This window comes from Rhodoplanes sp. P11, assembly GCF_964266735.1.
Classification (GTDB): domain Bacteria; phylum Pseudomonadota; class Alphaproteobacteria; order Rhizobiales; family Xanthobacteraceae; genus Rhodoplanes; species Rhodoplanes serenus.
In genome coordinates this window covers 458,762-477,618 of the sequence record NZ_CAXWGY010000019.1, presented here as the reverse complement: position 1 = coordinate 477,618, position 18,857 = coordinate 458,762, and the positions used below count along the sequence as shown (strand labels likewise).

At 70.3% G+C, this 18,857-nt stretch carries 19 protein-coding genes; 13 read left to right on the top strand and 6 right to left on the bottom strand.

The window, feature by feature from the left end:
- The first annotated feature begins 7 nt into the window (after positions 1 to 7).
- Positions 8 to 736 (top strand): CPBP family intramembrane glutamic endopeptidase, encoded by a 729-nt coding sequence (locus tag ACFQUV_RS21315; protein WP_129609627.1) that lies wholly within the window; start codon positions 8 to 10, stop codon positions 734 to 736.
- Positions 737 to 905: 169 nt separating this feature from the next.
- Here ACFQUV_RS21315 and ACFQUV_RS21310 read toward each other — a convergent pair whose 3' ends face one another.
- From ACFQUV_RS21310 to bioF, 3 genes are all read right to left on the bottom strand, one after another.
- Complete coding sequence (locus ACFQUV_RS21310) at positions 906 to 1,841, bottom strand: FkbM family methyltransferase (protein WP_165363985.1); 936 nt, start codon at positions 1,839 to 1,841, stop codon at positions 906 to 908.
- Positions 1,842 to 1,954: 113 nt separating this feature from the next.
- Positions 1,955 to 2,653 (bottom strand): dethiobiotin synthase, encoded by a 699-nt coding sequence (bioD, locus tag ACFQUV_RS21305; RefSeq protein ID WP_129609629.1) that lies wholly within the window; start codon positions 2,651 to 2,653, stop codon positions 1,955 to 1,957.
- Complete coding sequence (gene bioF, locus ACFQUV_RS21300) at positions 2,650 to 3,810, bottom strand: 8-amino-7-oxononanoate synthase (protein WP_129609630.1); 1,161 nt, start codon at positions 3,808 to 3,810, stop codon at positions 2,650 to 2,652. The genes bioD and bioF overlap by 4 nt, the downstream gene beginning before the upstream one ends.
- Before the next feature lie 267 nt (positions 3,811 to 4,077).
- On the opposite strand from bioF, the gene ACFQUV_RS21295 reads away from it, so the two are divergent.
- On the top strand, positions 4,078 to 5,331 hold the full coding sequence (locus ACFQUV_RS21295; RefSeq protein ID WP_129609631.1) for an adenosylmethionine--8-amino-7-oxononanoate transaminase: 1,254 nt from the start codon (positions 4,078 to 4,080) through the stop codon (positions 5,329 to 5,331).
- On the top strand, positions 5,328 to 6,242 hold the full coding sequence (locus ACFQUV_RS21290) for a 2-dehydropantoate 2-reductase (protein ID WP_129609632.1): 915 nt from the start codon (positions 5,328 to 5,330) through the stop codon (positions 6,240 to 6,242). Before ACFQUV_RS21295 ends, ACFQUV_RS21290 begins: the two co-directional genes overlap by 4 nt.
- On the opposite strand, the gene rimO is transcribed toward ACFQUV_RS21290, so the two are convergent.
- Positions 6,243 to 7,598 carry a 30S ribosomal protein S12 methylthiotransferase RimO gene (gene rimO / locus ACFQUV_RS21285; RefSeq protein WP_129609633.1) on the bottom strand — a complete coding sequence of 452 codons (1,356 nt, stop codon included), beginning with the start codon at positions 7,596 to 7,598 and terminating at the stop codon, positions 6,243 to 6,245. It lies immediately after the preceding gene.
- A 128-nt stretch (positions 7,599 to 7,726) separates the two neighbouring features.
- A complete protein-coding gene (locus ACFQUV_RS21280; protein WP_129609634.1) occupies positions 7,727 to 8,461 on the bottom strand; it encodes a TIGR02206 family membrane protein in 735 nt (244 codons plus the stop codon).
- 261 nt (positions 8,462 to 8,722) lie between these two features.
- On the opposite strand from ACFQUV_RS21280, the gene ACFQUV_RS21275 reads away from it, so the two are divergent.
- The 6 genes from ACFQUV_RS21275 (at position 8,723) to ldtR (ending at position 14,301) form a co-directional block, all read left to right on the top strand.
- Entirely contained in the window at positions 8,723 to 9,253 is a 531-nt protein-coding gene (locus tag ACFQUV_RS21275) for a hypothetical protein (protein WP_378395660.1), read from the top strand.
- 45 nt (positions 9,254 to 9,298) lie between these two features.
- Complete coding sequence (locus ACFQUV_RS21270; RefSeq protein WP_207211475.1) at positions 9,299 to 10,213, top strand: SDR family NAD(P)-dependent oxidoreductase; 915 nt, start codon at positions 9,299 to 9,301, stop codon at positions 10,211 to 10,213.
- Between the two features lie 237 nt (positions 10,214 to 10,450).
- Positions 10,451 to 10,831 (top strand): hypothetical protein, encoded by a 381-nt coding sequence (locus ACFQUV_RS21265; protein WP_129609258.1) that lies wholly within the window; start codon positions 10,451 to 10,453, stop codon positions 10,829 to 10,831.
- A 452-nt stretch (positions 10,832 to 11,283) separates the two neighbouring features.
- Positions 11,284 to 12,324: a tripartite tricarboxylate transporter substrate binding protein gene (locus tag ACFQUV_RS21260; protein WP_129609257.1), complete on the top strand. Its 1,041-nt coding sequence runs from the start codon at positions 11,284 to 11,286 to the stop codon at positions 12,322 to 12,324.
- Positions 12,325 to 12,476: 152 nt separating this feature from the next.
- A complete protein-coding gene (locus ACFQUV_RS21255) occupies positions 12,477 to 13,391 on the top strand; it encodes a DUF2147 domain-containing protein (protein WP_129609256.1) in 915 nt (304 codons plus the stop codon).
- 397 nt (positions 13,392 to 13,788) lie between these two features.
- On the top strand, positions 13,789 to 14,301 hold the full coding sequence (gene ldtR, locus ACFQUV_RS21250) for a transcriptional regulator LdtR (protein ID WP_111383962.1): 513 nt from the start codon (positions 13,789 to 13,791) through the stop codon (positions 14,299 to 14,301).
- A 192-nt stretch (positions 14,302 to 14,493) separates the two neighbouring features.
- On the opposite strand, the gene ACFQUV_RS21245 is transcribed toward ldtR, so the two are convergent.
- Positions 14,494 to 14,862 (bottom strand): argininosuccinate lyase, encoded by a 369-nt coding sequence (locus tag ACFQUV_RS21245; RefSeq protein WP_129609255.1) that lies wholly within the window; start codon positions 14,860 to 14,862, stop codon positions 14,494 to 14,496.
- 351 nt (positions 14,863 to 15,213) lie between these two features.
- On the opposite strand from ACFQUV_RS21245, the gene ACFQUV_RS21240 reads away from it, so the two are divergent.
- From ACFQUV_RS21240 to nrdR, 4 genes are all read left to right on the top strand, one after another.
- On the top strand, positions 15,214 to 16,515 hold the full coding sequence (locus tag ACFQUV_RS21240) for a murein L,D-transpeptidase (protein WP_111383964.1): 1,302 nt from the start codon (positions 15,214 to 15,216) through the stop codon (positions 16,513 to 16,515).
- Positions 16,516 to 16,557: 42 nt separating this feature from the next.
- A complete protein-coding gene (locus ACFQUV_RS21235) occupies positions 16,558 to 16,764 on the top strand; it encodes a DUF6898 family protein (RefSeq protein WP_129609254.1) in 207 nt (68 codons plus the stop codon).
- Positions 16,765 to 16,984: 220 nt separating this feature from the next.
- On the top strand, positions 16,985 to 18,289 hold the full coding sequence (glyA, locus tag ACFQUV_RS21230) for a serine hydroxymethyltransferase (protein ID WP_129609253.1): 1,305 nt from the start codon (positions 16,985 to 16,987) through the stop codon (positions 18,287 to 18,289).
- 35 nt (positions 18,290 to 18,324) lie between these two features.
- Complete coding sequence (gene nrdR, locus ACFQUV_RS21225; protein WP_111383967.1) at positions 18,325 to 18,807, top strand: transcriptional regulator NrdR; 483 nt, start codon at positions 18,325 to 18,327, stop codon at positions 18,805 to 18,807.
- Positions 18,808 to 18,857: the final 50 nt, after the last annotated feature.

The following is an 18,857-nucleotide window of genomic DNA, read 5'->3' as shown; positions in this document are numbered from 1 at the left end:
CGTGGCGGTGGACCCGATCGCATCCGCCGACGGGCCGGCCTGGCGACCGCCGTTCGGTCCGCTGGCGACGATCCTGCTCGCGGTCGTCGCCTTCGGGCTCGGCCAGGCGGCCGCCGCGGTGGCTGTCTCGGCCGGGCTCGGGCAGGAAGGGCTCGGCCGGCTGGCCCTGCCGGCCGACGCCACCGTGGTGGTGTGGGCCGTGCTGGTCGCCAATCTGGTGCAGACGGCCGTCCTGCTGGCGCTCGCCATGGGGCGGGCGCCGCCGGCCCGCTATCTCGGCCTCGATCGGCCGGGCCGCGGCAGCCTGGTGTTCGGCGCCGCCTGCCTGGTCGCCCTGGTGATCGTCGCCAATGTCCTCACACTCGCGCTCGGCCGTGATCTCGTGCCGCCCGTGCAGATCGCGGTGTGGCGCAGCGCCGTGGATCAGGGAATGGTGCTGCCGCTGCTGATCGCCCTGGTGATCGTCGCGCCGATCGGCGAGGAGCTCTTGTTCCGTGGCTTCCTGTTCGCCGGCTGCGCCCGGACGCCGCGCAGCGCCCGCATCACCATCGCGGCGACGGCTGCCGTGTTCGCGGCGCTGCATGTTCAGTACGACGCCTTCGGCATCGCGCTGATCTTCACGATCGGCGTGCTGTTCGGCTGGCTGCGCTGGCGCTCGGGCTCGACCTCGCTGACCATCCTGCTGCACATGGGGCTCAATGCCGAAGGGCTGATCGAGACCATGCTGGTGGCGTGAGGCGCGTCCGCTTCAGTCGCGAACCGACTGATCGATTGGGTGGTCATTCCGGAAGCCGCGAAGCGGCTATCCGGAATCCAACCGAGAGTTCGAAATTTGCCGCTGGGTTCCGGGTTCGCGGCTTCGCCGCGCCCCGGAAAGACCGCGGACCGATCACCCGGAAACAGGATCAGTCGTCGTGGATCTGGCCGCCGTCGTAGCCGCAGGCGATGCGGCCGAGGGCGAAGCGGAACGCCTCGCTGCCGCGGTCGGGCATGGCGGCCAGGATCGCGTCGGCGTCGGAGCGGCCGGCGAGCCCGCGGGCCAGGATGGCGGACAGCACGTCGTCGTCGAACCAGGGCAGGGCGGCGAAGAAGCCGCGCGCGAGCGTCCGCGCCAGCGCATGATCGGGATGCACCGGGTTCTCGGGTGCGCGGCCGATCTCGTACATGTGGCGGACCGCGTGCCAGTCGGCCCGCTCGCGCGGCAGGCGCGCGAACACGTCCGGATGCTCCTCGGCGACATAAAAGCGGTTGAGGGTGTCGAACAGGGCGAAGCGATAGCCGGCGGCGATCAGCGCCGGCTCCCAGTCGGCCCACGTCGGCTCCCCGGTGACCGGGGCCACCGCCTCGACCAGCACCACCTTCGGCCGCAGCCGGGTCCAGTCGTTGCCGGCCAGCACGTCGGCCTCGCCACCTTCCACGTCGATCTTGAGGAAATCGATCGCGGTGATTCCCTCGGCCGCGCACAGCGACGCGAGCGTCGTCATCGGCCGACGCTCCACCGACACCGCCGCTCCGAACGCCGCCGCCCGGCGGGCGTGGTCGGCGACGGTGGTGGAGAATCCGTGCAGGCGGTCGACCCGATGGAACGCGGCCTCGCCGTCCTGCGCGCCGACGAGCGCGCAGACGCGGCGGTCGCGCGGGCGCAGCCGCTCGTACAGCGCTAGCAGGTCGGCCTGCGGCTCGACCACCAGCCCCTGCCAGCCGCGCTCGTAGAACCAGAACGAGACATTGTCGGCGACCGGATGGCCGGCCCCGATGTCGATGTAGGTGCCAGTCGCCTGGCCCGCGAAGGCGAGCCACAGGTGATAGTCTTCGAGGTTCTGCGTGTAGGAGAGATCCACCAGGCTGCCCCGTCGTGTCGACGGGGCAGTGGATCACGTCACGACCGTCTCCGCCACCCGCCGGCGTGGACTGCGGGCAGGGCGCGCGGCTCTCGGCTGCGCGCTGCCGTCGGTCAGGCTGCCGCGGCCGGGCAGACCAGCTCGGCCAGCTCGTCGAAGACCGCGTGCTCCGGCCCGACCTCGGCGGGCAGGCGCGGCAGCGCCAGCACCGGCACGCCCTTGGCGAAGGTCTGCATGGTGGTGAGGGTCTCGTCCAGCGCGACCGTGCCGCCGGGCGTCTGGCTCACCACCACGGCCGCGATCGTCAGGCCACGGCGATGCGCCACGTCGAGCGCCGTCAGCGTGTGGCTGAGCGTGCCGAGATACGAGCCCGTCACCAGCACGACCGGAACGCCGAGCGCGACGATCAGGTCGACCACGGTCCGGCTGTCGTCGAGCGGCGCCATGATGCCGCCGACGCCCTCGATCACCATGACGTCCTTGCGATGAGCGATGCGCTCCCGGCAGAACGCGACCACCGCGGCGGCGTCGATCGACTTGCCCTCGCGGCGGGCCGCGAGATGCGGGGCGAGCGGGGCCTCGAAGCGGAACGGTGCCGCCGCCGCGATGCGCTCGAGGGTCGGCTCCTCGCCATTGGCGGCGATCAGCAGGCCGGCATCGCTGCCTTCGGCCTCCCGGGGATCGAAGCCGCTCTGCACCGGCTTCAGCACCTCGACGATACGGCCGCGGCTTTTGAGTGCACGGACCAGCCCACGGGACACGAACGTCTTGCCCACCTCGGTGCCGGTGGCGCTGACGAAGACGACAGTCATGACGGGTTCCTCGGTACGCGGTCGCGGACGAGGTCGGCGAGCCGCTCGATCTCCTGGTCCGGATGGGCCGGCGTGAAGGTCAGCCGCAACCGTGCCGTCCCGGGCGGCACGGTGGGCGGTCTGATCGCCACCACCAGGAAGCCTTCGTCGGCGAGCATCCGCGAGGCGGCGAGCGCCGCCTCCGTGTCGCCGACCACCACCGGCACGATCGGGCTCTCGGGGTCCGGGAGCCCGACCCGCCGGGTGAACAATCGCGCCTTGGCGAGCGGACCCGCGCACAGGGCGGGGTCGCTCGCGATCAGGTCGACGGCCGCGATCGCGCCCGCCACCACGGCGGGCGGCAGCCCGGTCGAGTAGACCAGGGTGCGGGCGCGGCTCTTCATCAGCTCGATCACCGGGCGCGAGGCGCACAGATAGCCGCCATAGCCGCCGATCGCCTTCGACAGCGTGCCCATCTGCAACGGCACGTCGGCCGGCTCAGGATGCGCATGGGTCGAGCCGCGGCCGCCGCCGATGACACCGACGCCATGGGCGTCGTCGGCCATCAGCCAGGCGTCGTGGGCGCGGGCGAGACGGCCGAGCGCCGGCAACGGAGCGAGATCGCCGTCCATCGAGAAGACGCCGTCGGTGACCAGCAGGGCGTGCCGATAGCGGGCGCGATGCTGCGCCAGCAGCTCCTCGGCGTGATCGACCTCGTTGTGTCGGAACACGCACAGTCGCGCCCGACTCATCTGGGAGCCGGCGAACAGGCAGGCGTGCGCCAGTGCGTCGATGACGATCAGGTCCTCCGGCCCGACCAGGGCCGGGATGATGCCGGTGTTGGCGAGATAGCCGGAGCCGAACACGCAGCAGGCTTCGGCGCCCTTGAGGGCGGCGAGGCGCTGCTCCAGCTCCGTGTAGAGCGGGTGGTTGCCGGTCACCAGGCGGGAGGCGCCGGAGCCGGCGCCATGGCGGTCGAGTGCGGCATGCGCGGCGGCGATCACGGCCGGGTGATGGGTCAGGTTGAGGTAGTCGTTGCAGGAGAACGACAGCAGCCGTCGACCGCCGCGCTCGATCACGACACCGGCGTGACGATCGGTATGCACGAGATCGCGGCGCAGGCTCGCCCCGGCGAGGGCCTCCAGCTTGGCAGTGGCAAAAGCGTCGAGCGAATCCATCGATCCACAATCGGTCGCAAGCGACATTCCGCCCGGACGGGTTTCGTCGCGCCGGGCGATGCGGTACTTGACCCCGGTCGGGACGGTCGATCTGCCGCCCGACCGATGTCAGGGTGACGGGACGCGATGACAAGAGCAACCGACGATGGCGGGGGTTTCGCCATGCATGGTTCGCATGCTGCCGACCAGCGGCATGCCGAAGCAATGGCCGCGGAGATCAGTCTGCGTCCGACGGCCGCGTCCTACCATGCCGCCATCGGGAACGGAATGCCGGGCTGGTACGACGAAGGTCGAGCGCATGCCTGGCTCCCGTATTCGCAGATGAAGACTGCGGCGCCGCCGCTGCCGGTGGTCGGCACACGCGGCAGCCGCATCCTACTCGCCGATGGTCGCGAGCTGGTGGACGGCGTCGCTTCGTGGTGGACGGCCTGCCACGGCTACAATCACCCGCACATCCGTGCCGCGGTGGCGGCTCAGCTCGACACCATGCCGCACGTCATGCTCGGCGGCCTGCTGCACGAGCCGGCCGCGCGCCTGGCGACCCGGCTGGCGACGCTACTGCCGGGCGATCTCGATCACGTGTTCTTCTCCGACTCGGGCTCGGTCGCCGTCGAGGTCGCGATGAAGATGGCGGTGCAGTCGTGGATCAACCGCGGCGTCCGTGGTCGCACGCGCTTCGTCGCCTTCCGCGGCGGCTATCACGGCGACACCACCGGCACCATGGCGGTGTGCGATCCCGACGAGGGCATGCACAGCCTGTTCAGGGGGCTGCTGCCCGAGCATCTGATCGTCGATCTGCCGGTCGATGAGGCTCGCACCGAGGCGCTCGACCGGCTGTTGGCGGCACGCGCCGACGAGATCGCCGGCATTCTGGTCGAGCCGCTGGTGCAGGGCGCCGGCGGCATGCTGTTCCACGACGCCGAGGTGCTGCGCACCCTGCGCCGGCTCGCCGATCGTCACGACGTGCTCCTGATCTTCGACGAGATCTTCGTCGGCTTCGGGCGCACCGGAACGCTGTTCGCCTGCGAGGCGGCCGACGTCGTTCCCGATATCGTCACGGTCGGCAAGGCGCTCACCGGCGGCACGTTGCCGCTCGCCGCCACGGTCGCGTCACGGCGCGTCTTCGGTGCGTTCTGGTCGGACGATCCGATGCATGCGCTGATGCACGGACCGACCTACATGGGCAATCCGCTCGCCTGCGCGGCGGCGCTCGCGTCCATCGATCTGTTCGCGCGCGAGCCGCGGCTCGATCAGGTGCGCGCCATCGAGACCCAGCTCGGCGCCGGGCTGGCGTCTTGCCGCGGCCTGCCGGGCGTCGTCGATGTGCGGGTGCGCGGCGCCATCGGGGTGGTCGAGCTGGATCGCATCGACATCGCGGCCCTCAAGGCGCGCTTCGTCGAGCAGGGCGTCTACATCCGCCCGTTCGGCCGCATCGTCTATCTGACGCCGGCCTTGACCATCGAGGCCGACGATCTCGCCCGCCTCACCGACGCGATCGTCGCGGTGCTGAGCGAGCCATGACCGCCGCGGTTGCAGCGACGCGGGTCGCCGTGATCGGCGGCGGCGCCATCGGCGGGCTCCTGGCGGCGCATCTCGCCGGGGCCGGCCGCGACGTGACGGTATGCGTCCGCACGCCGTTCGATCACCTGATCGTCGAGCGCGGCGAGGAGGTCGCCGTGATCGATGCCGCCATCGTGGCGCGGCCGGACGGGCTCGCGCCGGTGCCGTGGGTGCTGGTCGCCGTCAAGGCGCAGGACACCGCGTCGGCGGCCCCATGGCTGCGGGCGCTCGCGGGGCCGGACTCGACGGTCGTCGTCGTTCAGAACGGCATCGGCCACGCCGAGCGCGTCGCGCCGTTCGTCGGCGACGCCACCGTGCTGCCCGCGCTGATCTACTCGGGCGTCGAGCGCCTGGCGGCGGGCCGCATCCGGCTGCACACCGAGGGACGGATGACGGTGCCGGCAGGCGCCGCAGGGGCCGCCTTCGCGGCCCTGATGGCGGGCACCGGCATCGACGTGACGCAGGAGCAGGACTTTCTCACGGCGCTGTGGCGCAAGGTGCTGAGCAACGTCGCCGCGAACCCGCTCACCACCCTGACGATGCGCCGCATCGGCGTGTTCCAGGAGCCGGACATTCGCGAGCTCGGCGCCGCGCTGCTGCGCGAGGCGGTGGCGGTGGCTCGCGCCGAGGGCGCGGCGGTCGACGACGGCGACGTCGAGCGGACGCTGGCGCTGCACCGCCGCTACAATCCGACGACCGGCACCTCGATGTACTACGACCGGCTCGCCGGGCGACCGATGGAGCACGAGCACATCACCGGCGCGGTGGTGCGCACCGCGGCCCGCCACGGCATTCCAGTGCCGTTCAACCAGGCGATCCTGACGCTGCTGCGGGCGCTCGATGCGGGGCGTGACGCGGCTGGCGCGAGCTGATCAGAAGCCGACCGCGGTGCCGTGCAGATCATAGGCGCCGGCGCGGTCGATCTTCACGGTGGCGAGCTCGCCGACGCGCAGCGGCCGGCGTGACGTGATGCGCACGACGCCATCGATCTCCGGCGCATCGGCCTTGCTGCGGCCCTTGGCGAAGCCCGGGCTCGCCTCGTCGATGATCACCTGCTGGCGGGTGCCGATCTTGCGCTTCAGGCGGCGTGCCGAGATGGTCTGCTGGCGCTGCATGAAGCGGTGCCAGCGCTCCTCCTTGACGTCCTCCGGCACGGCGTCGCCGAGATCGTTGGCGGGGGCGCCCTTGACGGGCTCGTACTTGAAGCAGCCGACCCGATCGAGCGACGCCTCGTCGAGCCAGTCGAGCAGCGCCGAAAACTCCTCCTCGGTCTCACCCGGGAAGCCGACGATGAAGGTCGAGCGCAATGTCAGCTCGGGGCACATCTCGCGCCAGCGGGCGATGCGCTGAAGCGTCTTCTCCTGCGCGGCCGGGCGCCGCATGCGGGTGAGCACGCTCGGCACGCCGTGCTGGAACGGGATGTCGAGATAGGGCAGCACGCGGCCCTCCGCCATCAGCGGGATCACCTCGTCGACATGCGGATAGGGATAGACGTAATGCAGCCGCACCCAGGCGCCGAGCTCGCCGAGCGCCGCTGCGAGATCGAGGAACTTCGCCCGCACCTCGCGGTCGCGCCAGACGCTGGCAGCGTATTTCAGGTCGACCCCGTAGGCCGAGGTGTCCTGCGAGATGATGAGCAGCTCCTTGACGCCGGCGGCGACCAGCTTCTCGGCCTCGCGCAGCACATCGGCGGCCGGGCGCGAGACGAGATCGCCGCGCAGCTTCGGGATGATGCAGAACGTGCAGCGATTGTTGCAGCCTTCCGAGATCTTCAGATAAGCGTAGTGACGCGGCGTCAGCTTCACGCCCTGCGGCGGCACCAGATCGAGAAACGGGTCGTGCGGCGGCGGCACGGCGCGATGCACCGCCTCCATCACGCTCTCGTACTGCTGCGGCCCGGTGACGGCGAGCACGTTCGGGAACTTCTCGGTGATCGCCTCCGGCTCCGCCCCCATGCAGCCGGTCACCACCACCTTGCCGTTCTCGGCCAGCGCCTCGCCGATGGCGGCGAGCGACTCCGCCTTGGCGCTGTCGAGGAACCCGCAGGTGTTGACCAGTACCAGGTCGGCGCCGGCGTGGGTGCGGGTCAGCTCGTAGCCCTCGGCCCGCAGCCGGGTGACGATGCGCTCGGAATCGACCAGCGCCTTGGGGCAGCCGAGCGACACGAAGCTCACTTTGCGCGGAGCCGACGGGGCGGTGGCCGCGTCGGAGGAGGGCGGGGTCTGCATCGGGCGGCGGCTCTTCGGTTGGGGAAGGGCCGTGTCCTAGAGCATTTTCCGGCGAAGTGAAATCCGGTTCGCCGTCGAAAATGCGATCACCCAAGGACTTCCGGGGCCACATGGGGGGCCGCCGCGGCTCATCGCGCCGGCTCCGCCTCCGGCGGGACCGGCTTTCCTCGCAGCCGCCAGGGCAGCAGCACCAGCACGAAGGCGAGGCCGGCGAGCGCCGCCATCACCGGCACTCGGGCCGGCCACGGCCCCAGCAGGGCGACGAAGAGCGGCACCAGCTTCGGGTCGGCTGGGTTACCCACATAGGCGTAGTTCGAGCCGAGCCCGATATTCACCACGAACACCACCGCCACATAGGCGAGGGTGACGACGGCCGCACGGCGGAAATCCGCCCAGTTGGGCCGGAAGCCGAGCACCGCCAGGTCGTAGACGGCGAAGCCCAGAATGATCGTGTGGGCGAGCCAGAAGCCCCAGAACAGGATCGAGGTCGGCCCGTGGGTCAGGGTCGGCTGGACGAATGCCTGGGTGGTCAGCGCGAAGGCCCAGAAATACAGGGTCGCCCGCAGCCAGCGACGTTGCGTCAGCAGGGCGAGGGGCGCGACGAGCCCGCCGACGTCGCAGACATGCAGCGGCAGCCCGGCCGCGATGTCGATGCCGTTCCAGTTCCAGGCGATGTTGTAGATCACCCAGACGGCGCCGGCGAACACCACCAGGGTGGTCCGCAGCCGGCGCTCGGCCTCGGCCGGCAGGCGGCGACCGAGCCGGACCACGGCGGCGATCGCCAACCCACAGGCCAGGACTGAGAGGGCGTGCAGGCCGCCATAGGGGGTGAACACGTCGAGACCGCCGAGTGCGACGTCCATGCCGATCCTCCCTCCCGGTGCGGTGCCGGCCCGGACGGGCGGCCCGATTCGCGTTTTTCCTCACCGCAATGTGCGGACGCCGGATTGCACCATTAAGGCACAGTCGGGTCCGGCCGTCCGCCGTGCGTGCGTACCGTCCGAACGCCCGGCGGGACCGCCGCCGGTGAACCGGGCGGACGGCCCGAGTCACCGATCGTCGGAGGGGACTCCGGAGGGATCACGCCGCACGCGACGGCCCGCGCCGTCCGAGGAGGACTTCGCATGACCTGCTCGATCACAGCTTGCTCGATGGCGACCCGCTCGACGATGCCGGCCGCGGTTCTCGGCACCGCGATGCTCGCCGCGGTGGTTCTCACCGTCGCGCTGCCGGCGCCCGCCAAGGCCCAGATGGCCGGCTTCGGCCAGGACCAGATGATGACCCAGATGGCGCCCATGATGGAGATGATGAAGCAGCGCATGGGCAAGCGCCGCTATGCGCAGCTCATGCAGACCTTCGGGCCGATGATGGCCAACATGATGGACTCGGGCGGAGGCGGATTTGGCGGGCTCGGCGGCGGCGGATTCGGAGGTGGCGGATTCGGCACCACGAGCTTCGGCGGCATGGGGGGCGGGATGGGAATGGGTGGCATGGGAATGGGCGGCATGGGAATGGGCGGCATGGGAATGGGCGGCATGGGAATGGGTGGAATGGACATGGGATCGATGATGGGGATGATGAGCGCCATCGACTGGCGCTCCATGCAGGGCCTGATGGGCTCGTCGCGGCGCGCCCGGAAGACGGCACGGCGCTGATCGGGTCCGCGATCGGCGACGCCGTCGATCGCGGGGGTGGGGGAGATGACCGACGACAGTCTCGCGGCGCGACGCACCGAGTCGGCCGGTGACCCCGCCGCCGTGCGGGGCGACATGGCCGGCAAGACCGTGGTGATCACCGGCGGCACCGGCGGCATCGGGCTGGAGACCGCGGCGGCACTCGCCGGCCGCGGCGCCCGGCTGGTGCTGATCGGCCGCGATCGGGCGCGCGGCGAGGCGGCGCTCCTGCGGCTGCGCCGGATCGCGCCCGATGTCTCGGCGGAGGTCCGCGTCGCGGATCTCTCTCGCCTCGACGGCCTGCGTGAGATCGCCGCCGCGCTGCGCCGTGATCTTCCCCGTATCGATGTGCTGATCAACAATGCCGGCGGCATGTTCGCGCGCCGCGAGGAGACCGCGGACGGCCTGGAGCGCACCTTCGCGCTCAATCACATGGCCTATGTGGTGCTGAGCCTGCTCCTGCGCGACACGCTGATCGCCTCGGCGCCGGCCCGCATCGTCAATGTCGCGTCGGAGGCGCATCGCGGCGCCCGGCTGGACATCGACGACTTGCAGGCATGTCGTCGTTACGGCGGCTGGCCCGTCTATCAGCGCTCCAAGCTGTGCAACATCCTGTTCACCCGCGAGCTGGCGCGCCGGCTGGCCGGCACCGGCGTCACCGTCAATGCCCTGCATCCGGGCTTCGTCGCCACCAGCTTCGGCGACAACAATGGCGGCCTCTACGGGCTCGGCATCCGCATCGCCAAGCGGTTCGCGCTGCCGCTCGCCGAAGGCGCCAAGACCTCGGTGCTGGTGGCGACCGACCCGGCCTTTGCCGAGGCGAGCGGCGCCTATGTGGTGCGTGGACGCATCACCGAGCCGTCGGCGGCGGCGCGTGATGGTGTGATGGCGTCCCGCCTGTGGGACAGAAGCTTGGACCTGGCCGGCCTCGCCGCCGTCTGATCACGCCATCACGATCACGTGATCGTGATCTCGCTCTGCGCTCACCGCCCTGGCCCTCCCGCCGGCATGGGGCCGGGCCGCCAATCGTTAAAATTGCAGCCAAAGAGGGAACTTTCGTTGAACCTCACGGTTGATCGGGTCGACAGAGCGGGGGCGTGGTCGGTGAAACGAAACCTGGTCTTCACCGATGATGCGCGACGCTGCGCACCCGACCGTCGCGAGGGGAGACATCGACAAATGAAGACAGCGTTCGTCCGCTGCGCCGTCGGGGCGCTCGCCGTGGTGTCGATCGGAGCGGCCGTCGCCGCCTCGGCACCAGCCATTGCCAAGACCAGTTTCGACGGCACCTGGAGCGTGGTGGTGGTCACCGAGAAGGGCGACTGCGATCGCGCCTATCGCTATCCGATCCGCATCAACGACGACGGCAGCCTGATCAATGCCGGCAGCACGTCGTTCGACATTTCCGGCAAGGTCTCCCCCAACGGCAAGCTGGTGGTCCGGCTGAGCTACGGCGGCAAGAGCGCGACCGGGCAGGGGCGCCTGTCGGGTGCGAGCGGCACCGGCCAGTGGGCCGGAGGCGCCTGCGCCGGCACCTGGACGGCCGAGCGCCGGGGCTGATCCGCCCCTCCTATCGTTTGCAAGGCACACGACGCTGCCGCGGAGTGTGACGAGCGGCCGGGAAATGCCCTCCCGGCCGCTTTCCTTTTGTCCGGTGCTCGGGTGGCGATGGGACCGGCATCCGCCCGCGGGCGGACCCGAGGGACATGCCGGCCGTGGTCGGCGGCCCGCGACTCGATCTGCACGTCCGGGTTGACGATCCGTGAAGGAGCCAGCGCGGAGCCCGGCGACGGACGCGCGTCAGTGCCTGCCGGGACGCATGCGCCCTACGTGATCCGCCCGATTCAAGACTCTCGCGGACCCACTAGATTCACCACCAGACGGCGACACGCGCCGTTCCCGCACGTCGCAGGCCCTCTCGCGGGTCTGCTTCTCACCCCCGGACATGCGTGGCGGAGGCGTGCGCCTCGCCGCGGGGCCTGCCAGGCAGGGGCCCGCCACGGGAGGGAGTCGTGCTGCGCCGGTCCTTGGCTGCGGTCTCCATGGTCCTGGTCACCCTCGCGCTCCTCGTTGGCGCGGTCGTGACGGAGTGTGAAGCCCAGATCTATCCGACCCGCCCGGTTCGCATCGTGGTCGGCTTCCCGGCCGGCTCCGCCAGCGACGTCCTCGCCCGCATCTATGCCGACAAGCTGACCGAGTACTTCAATCAGCGCTTCCTGATCGACAACATCGTCGGCGGCGCCAGCAACGACGCGGCCGCGGTCGCGGCCCGCGCCGAGCCCGACGGCTACACGCTCTTCCTCGCCGGCAACGCCCAGTCGGCCCATGCGGCGATCCTGCCCGAGCAGCCCTTCGCATTCCCGCAGGCGTTCGCGCCGATCGCCATGCTGGGGCGGTCGCCGGTCGTCCTCGTGGTCAATCGCAGCCTCGGCGTGTCTTCGGTGGCGGAGCTGATCGCGCTCGCCAAGGCGCGGCCGGGCGTGCTGCACTACGGCAGCGCCGGTGTCGGCACCGGACCGCAGATCGCCGCCGAGCTGTTCAAGGCGACCACCGGCGTCGACATGGTGCATGTGTCCTACGCGGGCTCGCATGATGCGGCCGCGGATCTCGTCGCCGGGCGCCTCTCGGTGCTGTTCGCGCCGCTGCCGACGGTGGCCGGGCTCCAGGCGGAGCGGCGCATCCTCACCCTGGCGATCGTCGGGGCGCGGCGCAGCCCGGCGGCGCCCCAGATCCCGACGCTCGCCGAGGCCGGCGTCACCGGCATCGATGTCGGCCTGTGGTTCGGCCTGATGGCGCCGCGTGGCATCCCGACCGAGATTCAGGGCGAGCTCGCCAACGCGGTGAAGCGGGCGATCGACTCCCGGCTGTTCAAGGAGAACCTGCTGGCCAGCGGGGCCGAGCCGGTGCGCGCCCCGGCCGACGCCTTCGCGGCGTTCCTCGACATCGACCTGCCGCACTGGGCCGAGCTGGTCGGCCGCGCCGGCGTCGGCGTCGAGCAGGTCCAGCCCCCCGCACAGGCGACGCGGCCCACCCAGCCGGCCAGCGGTCTCTGAGCCGGCCGGTCGCCGGCCGGGCAGGGCGTCACCCTGGGCGTCCCCGGAGTTCAGCGTCCAGTTGTGTGACCCGCCTCACGGTTGCCGCACGGATCGGCTGACATGATCATCCCGACGATGGGCCGGGACGGCCCCCTGGACGGGAGGACCCCATGCGTACCGATTTCCTGCGCACGATCCCGCTGAGGACGTTTGGGCTCGCGGCCGCCATCGCGCTGCTCGGTACCGCCGCCGAAGCCGGGTCGGTCTCCATCCCGGTCGAGGGCGGCACGCTCCGCATCGACATCGACGAGAGCTGCCGCGACCGGCTGTGCGGCTCGGTCTCCTGGCGTGAGCCCGGCGCCCGCGACGCTAAGGAGTATCCGCTGCCGGCGATCGGCTGGAAGGACCTCGAAGGGATCGCCCGCGGCAAGCTGCCGGGCGGCCTCGGCATCGGCCGCGACGACAAGGGCGACACCGAGACCGGCGAGGTGCCGGCGCCGCAGTGGCGCAACCGTCCGTCGCAGCCGCAGACGGCGCGTCCTGCGCCGACTCCTGCGCCCGCCCCGACGGCACCCACCACCGGCCCGGCCGTGACGCCCGCCCCGGTGACGGCGCCGACCGCCGACCTCGTTCCGCCGCCGCCTCCGGCACCGCCGCCGGTGACGGCCGGACGCAGCGATCCGGCTCCCGTGGCGACCACGCCGCCGGCGGTCGCTCCGGCGCCCGAGCCGCGCGTCGCCGCGCTGCCGCCGTCTCCGGCACCGGCGCCCGCCGCCGCCCCGACCGGGCCGGTCGGCCTGTGGATGACCGAGAAGAAGGAAGGCATGGTGCGGGTCGAGCCGTGCGGCTCCAACCTGTGCGGTTACGCGGTCGATGCCAAGACGGGCCGCAACGGCGAAAAGGTACTGATCGACATGAAGCCGTCCGGCAACACCTGGTCGGGCCGCATCAAGGATACCCGCAACGGGGGCGGCGGCATCTACGACTCGACCCTCGCCATGAAGGGGCCGGACACGATGCGGGTGCAGGGCTGCGCCTTCGGCGGCATGTTCTGCGGCGGCCAGACCTGGACGCGGGTGAACTGAGGCCGGAGCAGGCCCGCCAAAGCAGGTTGCGAAACTACGTCGCGCAACCTTTGCGGCCGGTGCCGGGCGTCCGGCGGCGGCCTGCCGGGCGGGCGAGACGTCTTCTCTGCCGCGTGGTTATCCGCCGCGTCGTTCTCTGCCGCGTGGCGCTCCGTCCGTCCACCCGCGCGGGTGGGGGGCGTGGCATTTCGCCGAGCCCGTCCCCAGCCCGGCCGAAAAGCGGTAAACCCGGCGTAAAAAACTCCCTCCGGATTCCATCCTTAGTCTTTGGTTTACCGCGGAAAATAAACTGGTTCTTTATTCTGTTGCTTAAACCGATTTTAGAGCGTGTCGCCTAGTAATGGGGGCGAGCGAGGAAAACAGGGCCTCGTCGTACAAACAACCAATAGGCGTCGTCATGAAAGCAGTCGCAAGGCCGGCGGAACCCGCCGAGAGGGATGTCCGCTTCGACCACATCCGGCCGCTCTATCTCGAATCGCTGACGCTCGTCGAGCGGCTGCACCGCCGGCTTCTCGACGTCATCAAGGACGAGTTCGACCGCCGTGGCCGCGCCGACATCAACTCGGTGCAGGCGCTGCTGCTCTACAATATCGGCGACAAGGAGCTGACCGCGGGCGAGCTGCGCACCCGCGGCTACTATCTCGGCTCGAACGTCTCCTACAACCTGAAGAAGCTGGTGGAGATGGGCTTTCTCGACCACCAGCGGTCGCGGGTCGACCGCCGCTCGGTGCGCATCAAGCTGACCGACAAGGGTCGCGAGATCCGCAACATCATCGAGGCGCTCTACCAGAAGCACGTCCGCACGGTGGAGCAGGTGGGCGGCGTCAACGCCGAGGAGTTCGCCACCCTCAACAAGGCGCTGCACCGGCTGGAGCGGTTCTGGACCGACCAGATCCTCTATCGGCTCTGATCGCCCGAACCGTCGCGCCGGGTCTCCTGTGCGATCCGATCTGCCCCGGTCCGTCCGCGGACCGGGGTTTTTTCACGTTCGGGGACGAGCCTGGAGCGGAATCCGATCCAACTGGATCGTGTTCCGCTCCAGAAGTCCTTGCATGATCGCATTTTCGACGGCGAACCGGTGTCCGCTTCGCCGGACAATGCTCTAATCGAACGTCGCCGAGGTGGTGTCGGTCTTGCTGTTGTACCGAATGGTGACCCGTGCGACCTGGCACAGGTTGATGTCGTGCCAGACCGCCGAGGAATCGTCGTCGCTGTAGACGACCTTGAGATCCCATAGGCAGGTCTTTCCGGCGCGCTTGAACGTGATGCGGGCGCTGTCGCCGTCGGACAGGCTGTCGTCGCCGAGAATGTCCTCCTCCCAATCGTCCTCCTTGCTCGGGGAGACGTAGACCTCGCTGATGTCGTAGCCGGTGCGGTTGACGAGGGTGAAGTCCTGGCGGCTTCCCTGGGCGAACGCCGTCGTGGCGGCCATCGAGACGAGGGCCGCGGCGGCCAAGGCAGTCATCTTCATGAATGGGGGCTCCAGTGCGGTTCCGGGGGGCGAGCACGCACCAGGCCGCGACGACAGCGGCCGGCCTCGCGCGGTCTCACGGCGGCGAGATTAGGAACACCCCTAGATACCGTCAATGTGTGCCGCCGCCCGGCATCACTCGCGCGGTTGGCGAGGTCTCGACGGGCGTGCGACCGCGGCCGCCACGGGAGCCTTGACATAAATTCGCCGGTTGCCGCCCTTAACGCACCGTCGCGGCGACAGGTCGCCGCGACGGATTCGCGGCCCATCATCGGAATGAACGCCGGGGCATGGCGGTGGACCCGGGCGGGCAGGGCCGTCGCAGGGCGGCGCGCGCCGGCGGAGCAGGGAATGAGCAGGTCAGCACGGGAGCGTGGCGGGGGCGATCGGCCGGGGCTGGATCGGCGAGCGGTCGTCCGCGGCCTCGCCGCCACGGTCGCAACCATCGCGGCGCTCGGCTCCGCCCGCGCCGAGGACGAGGTGCTGGAGCAGCTCATGCAGCAGAGCCAGGGCCGCAACTTCGGCCAGGGCTTCGATTCGGCCTCGCGCACCATCCTGATGCCGAAGGCGACGCTGCCGACGCTCGACCCGTCGACCGCCCAGACCACCGAGCAGGTGATCCCGCGCTACGAGGAGATCGTCGGCCGCGGCGGCTGGCCCGAGGTGCCGACGGTCGAGCGGCTGCGGCTCGGCAATCGCCATCCGGCGGTGCCGCTGCTGCGTCAGCGCCTCGCCATCTCGGGCGATCTCGACGCCGTGGTGGCGGGCTCGGGCGACGTCTACGATTCCTATGTCGAGGCGGCGGTGCGGCGGTTCCAGGCGCGCCACGGCCTCACGGTCGACGGCGTGGTGCGCCGGCAGACCCTCAAGGCCCTCAACGTTCCGGCCCAGGTGCGCCTCGCCCAGCTCCGCATCAACGTGGTGCGACTACGCACGCTGAGCAACAATCTCGGCACCAAGCTGGTGGTCGCCAACATCCCGGCCGCCCAGATCGAAGCCATCGAGAACGGCGTGGTGGTGTCGCGCCACGTCGCGGTGGCCGGCAAGCCGGACCGGGCCTCGCCGGATCTCCAGACCCGCATTGTCGAGGTTAACTTCAACCCGTACTGGACCGTGCCGGCGTCGATCGTGCGCAAGGATCTGATCCCGCGCATGCAGGAGGAGCCGGACTATCTGACCAAGAACCGCATCCGCGTGTTCGACGCGCGCGGCAACGAGGTGCCGCCCGGGCAGATCAACTGGCACTCGAACGAGGCGGTCGGCTATCGCTTCAAGCAGGACCCGGGCGATTTCAACTCGCTCGGCTCGATGCGCATCAACTTTCCCAGCCAGCACGGCGTGTACATGCACGACACCCCGTCCAAGACCATGTTCGGGGAGGACTTCCGCTTCCACTCGTCGGGCTGCATGCGGGTCCAGAACGTGCGCGAGCTGGTGGTCTGGCTGCTCTCCGACACGCCCGGCTGGTCGCGCGCCGAGATCGACGCGGTGATCAAGTCGGGCGAGCGCAAGGATGCGCGGCTGGCGACCGCAGTGCCGCTCTACTGGGTCTATGTGACGGCCTGGGCGACGCCCGACGGTGTCGTCCAGTTCCGTGATGACATCTACTCGCGCGACGGGCTCGCCGCGAGCACCGCCGGGGCCCGCGGCTGACGCGGAGCGCCGGCGCGCAGGCGCCGTGCCGGGGAGGGGCCGATGCCGGACCGGGAGGCATCCCGCGAGATCCTGTTCGAGCTGACCGCGGTCGGCGGCGCCGTCCGCGTGGTGGCGATCGACGCCGCGACCGGCATCGAGGTCACGATCATGGGGCCGACGACGGCGCCCCGCGCGGCGCTCCAGCGCCTCGCCGCCCAGAAGCTCGAACGCCGTCTCGCCCGCGAAGGAGGGACCGGCGGCGCCTGACCGGCCGGAGCCGGGGGGCGCGCCGCGGTTGTGCCGCCCGCACGAGGCGCGTGTCGCTCGTGACCGGAACACCTTCGAAACCCAAGATATAGAGCCCCTCCGGCGCACTCCGGCCCAATAGCTTGGCGGTGGTCGGTCAATGTGCTAAGGCGACGGCCCAAACCCCTGACCACCCTGACGCACGGCGCCGCGCTCGTTCCCGTGGCGCCAGGAGACCATCATGTCGGTGACCCACGCGGCCTCGGTCGAGGCCGAATCGTTCTTTTCCGCCAACGTCCGCGACAGCGACCCCGACATCGCCGAGGCGATCCGCGCCGAGCTGGGCCGTCAGCGTGACGAGATCGAGCTGATCGCCTCCGAGAACTATGTCAGCCGCGCCGTGATGGAGGCGCAGGGGTCAGTGCTGACCAACAAGTACGCCGAGGGTCTGCCGGGCAAGCGCTATTACGGCGGCTGCCAGCACGTCGACGTGGTGGAGCGGCTCGCCATCGATCGGGTCACCCGCCTGTTCGGTTGCAACTTCGCCAATGTGCAGCCGCACTCCGGCGCGCAGGCCAACAACGCGGTGTTCTTCGCCCTGATGAATCCGGGCGACACCTTCATGGGCCTCAACTTGTCGGCTGGCGGCCATCTTACCCACGGCTCGCCCGTCAACATCTCGGGCAAGTGGTTCAAGGTGGTGCCCTACACGGTGCGGCCCGACGATCACCGCGTCGACATGGACGAGGTCCGTCAGCTCGCCCGCGCCAACAAGCCGAAGGTGATCGTCGCCGGCGGCTCCGCCTATCCGCGGGTGTTCGACTTCCCCGCCTTCCGCGAGATCGCCGACGAGGTCGGGGCCTATCTGATGGTCGACATGGCGCACTTCGCCGGCCTGGTCGCCGGTGGTGCGCATCCGAGCCCGTTCCCGCACGCCCACGTCGTTACCACCACCACCCACAAGACGCTGCGCGGGCCGCGCGGCGGCATCATCCTGTCGAACGACGAGGCGCTCGCCAAGAAGTTCAACTCGGCGGTCTTCCCGGGCACCCAGGGCGGCCCGTTGATGCACGTCATCGCCGCCAAGGCGGTGGCGTTCGGCGAGGCGCTGCGGCCGTCGTTCAAGCTCTACGCCAAGGCGATCGTGGAGAACGCGCGGGCGCTGGCCGCGACCCTGGAGCAGCGCGGCTTCGCCATCGTGTCGGGCGGCACCGACACGCATCTGATGCTGGTCGACTTGCGGCCGAAGCGGCTGACCGGCAAGGTCGCCGAGGCGGCGCTCGGGCGCGCCCACATCACCTGCAACAAGAACGGCATTCCGTTCGATCCCGAGAAGCCGATGGTGACCTCGGGCGTCCGGCTCGGCACGCCGGCCGGCACCACGCGGGGCTTCGGCGTCGCCGAGTTCAAGGAGGTCGGCGAGATGATCTCCGAGGTGCTCGACGTGCTGTCGCAGAAGAACAGCGACGAGGACGCGCTGGTCGAGGGCGCGGTGCGCGAGAAGGTCAAGCGGCTGGTGGATCGCTTCCCGATCTACCAGGGCTGAGCCACGGGGGGAAGGGCGAGGGCGAGGGACGCGGCATGCGCTGTCCGAGCTGTGGCAGCCTCGACACCCAGGTCAAGGACTCGCGTCCGACCGAGGATTCGTCGGCCATTCGCCGGCGCCGCCTGTGCCTCGCCTGCGGCTTCCGCTTCACCACCTTCGAGCGGGTGCAGCTGCGCGAGCTGACGGTGATCAAGCGCAACGGCCGCCGGGTGCCGTTCGATCGCGACAAGCTCGCCCGCTCCATCGAGATCGCGTTGCGCAAGCGCAACGTCGATCCCGACCGGGTCGAGCAGACCATCTCGCGCATCGTCCGCGAGCTGGAGAGCATCGGCGAGAACGAGGTGACGGCCGAGACCATCGGCGAGACCGTGATGGCGCATCTGCGCGATCTCGACGACGTTGCCTATGTGCGGTTCGCCTCGGTCTATCGCAATTTCCGCGAGGCCAAGGATTTCGAGCAGGCGCTGGCCGAGCTGGCCGGCGAGGACGAGGACGAGCCGGGTCCGACCCGGCCCTGATTGGTGCGTGACGGTCGGCGTGACGGTCGGCCGAGATTGTCGATGAGACC

Coding starts and splice junctions, on each gene's coding strand:
- bioD (WP_129609629.1), bottom strand. CDS start 2,653: ATGACTGTCGTCTTCGTCAGCGCCACCGGCACCGAGGTGGGCAAGACG.
- bioF (WP_129609630.1), bottom strand. CDS start 3,810: ATGGATTCGCTCGACGCTTTTGCCACTGCCAAGCTGGAGGCCCTCGCC.
- ACFQUV_RS21295 (WP_129609631.1), top strand. CDS start 4,078: ATGCCGGGCTGGTACGACGAAGGTCGAGCGCATGCCTGGCTCCCGTAT.
- ACFQUV_RS21290 (WP_129609632.1), top strand. CDS start 5,328: ATGACCGCCGCGGTTGCAGCGACGCGGGTCGCCGTGATCGGCGGCGGC.
- rimO (WP_129609633.1), bottom strand. CDS start 7,598: ATGCAGACCCCGCCCTCCTCCGACGCGGCCACCGCCCCGTCGGCTCCG.
- ACFQUV_RS21280 (WP_129609634.1), bottom strand. CDS start 8,461: ATGGACGTCGCACTCGGCGGTCTCGACGTGTTCACCCCCTATGGCGGC.
- ACFQUV_RS21275 (WP_378395660.1), top strand. CDS start 8,723: ATGACCTGCTCGATCACAGCTTGCTCGATGGCGACCCGCTCGACGATG.
- ACFQUV_RS21270 (WP_207211475.1), top strand. CDS start 9,299: ATGACCGACGACAGTCTCGCGGCGCGACGCACCGAGTCGGCCGGTGAC.
- ACFQUV_RS21265 (WP_129609258.1), top strand. CDS start 10,451: ATGAAGACAGCGTTCGTCCGCTGCGCCGTCGGGGCGCTCGCCGTGGTG.
- ACFQUV_RS21255 (WP_129609256.1), top strand. CDS start 12,477: ATGCGTACCGATTTCCTGCGCACGATCCCGCTGAGGACGTTTGGGCTC.
- ldtR (WP_111383962.1), top strand. CDS start 13,789: ATGAAAGCAGTCGCAAGGCCGGCGGAACCCGCCGAGAGGGATGTCCGC.
- ACFQUV_RS21245 (WP_129609255.1), bottom strand. CDS start 14,862: ATGAAGATGACTGCCTTGGCCGCCGCGGCCCTCGTCTCGATGGCCGCC.
- ACFQUV_RS21240 (WP_111383964.1), top strand. CDS start 15,214: ATGAGCAGGTCAGCACGGGAGCGTGGCGGGGGCGATCGGCCGGGGCTG.
- ACFQUV_RS21235 (WP_129609254.1), top strand. CDS start 16,558: ATGCCGGACCGGGAGGCATCCCGCGAGATCCTGTTCGAGCTGACCGCG.
- glyA (WP_129609253.1), top strand. CDS start 16,985: ATGTCGGTGACCCACGCGGCCTCGGTCGAGGCCGAATCGTTCTTTTCC.
- nrdR (WP_111383967.1), top strand. CDS start 18,325: ATGCGCTGTCCGAGCTGTGGCAGCCTCGACACCCAGGTCAAGGACTCG.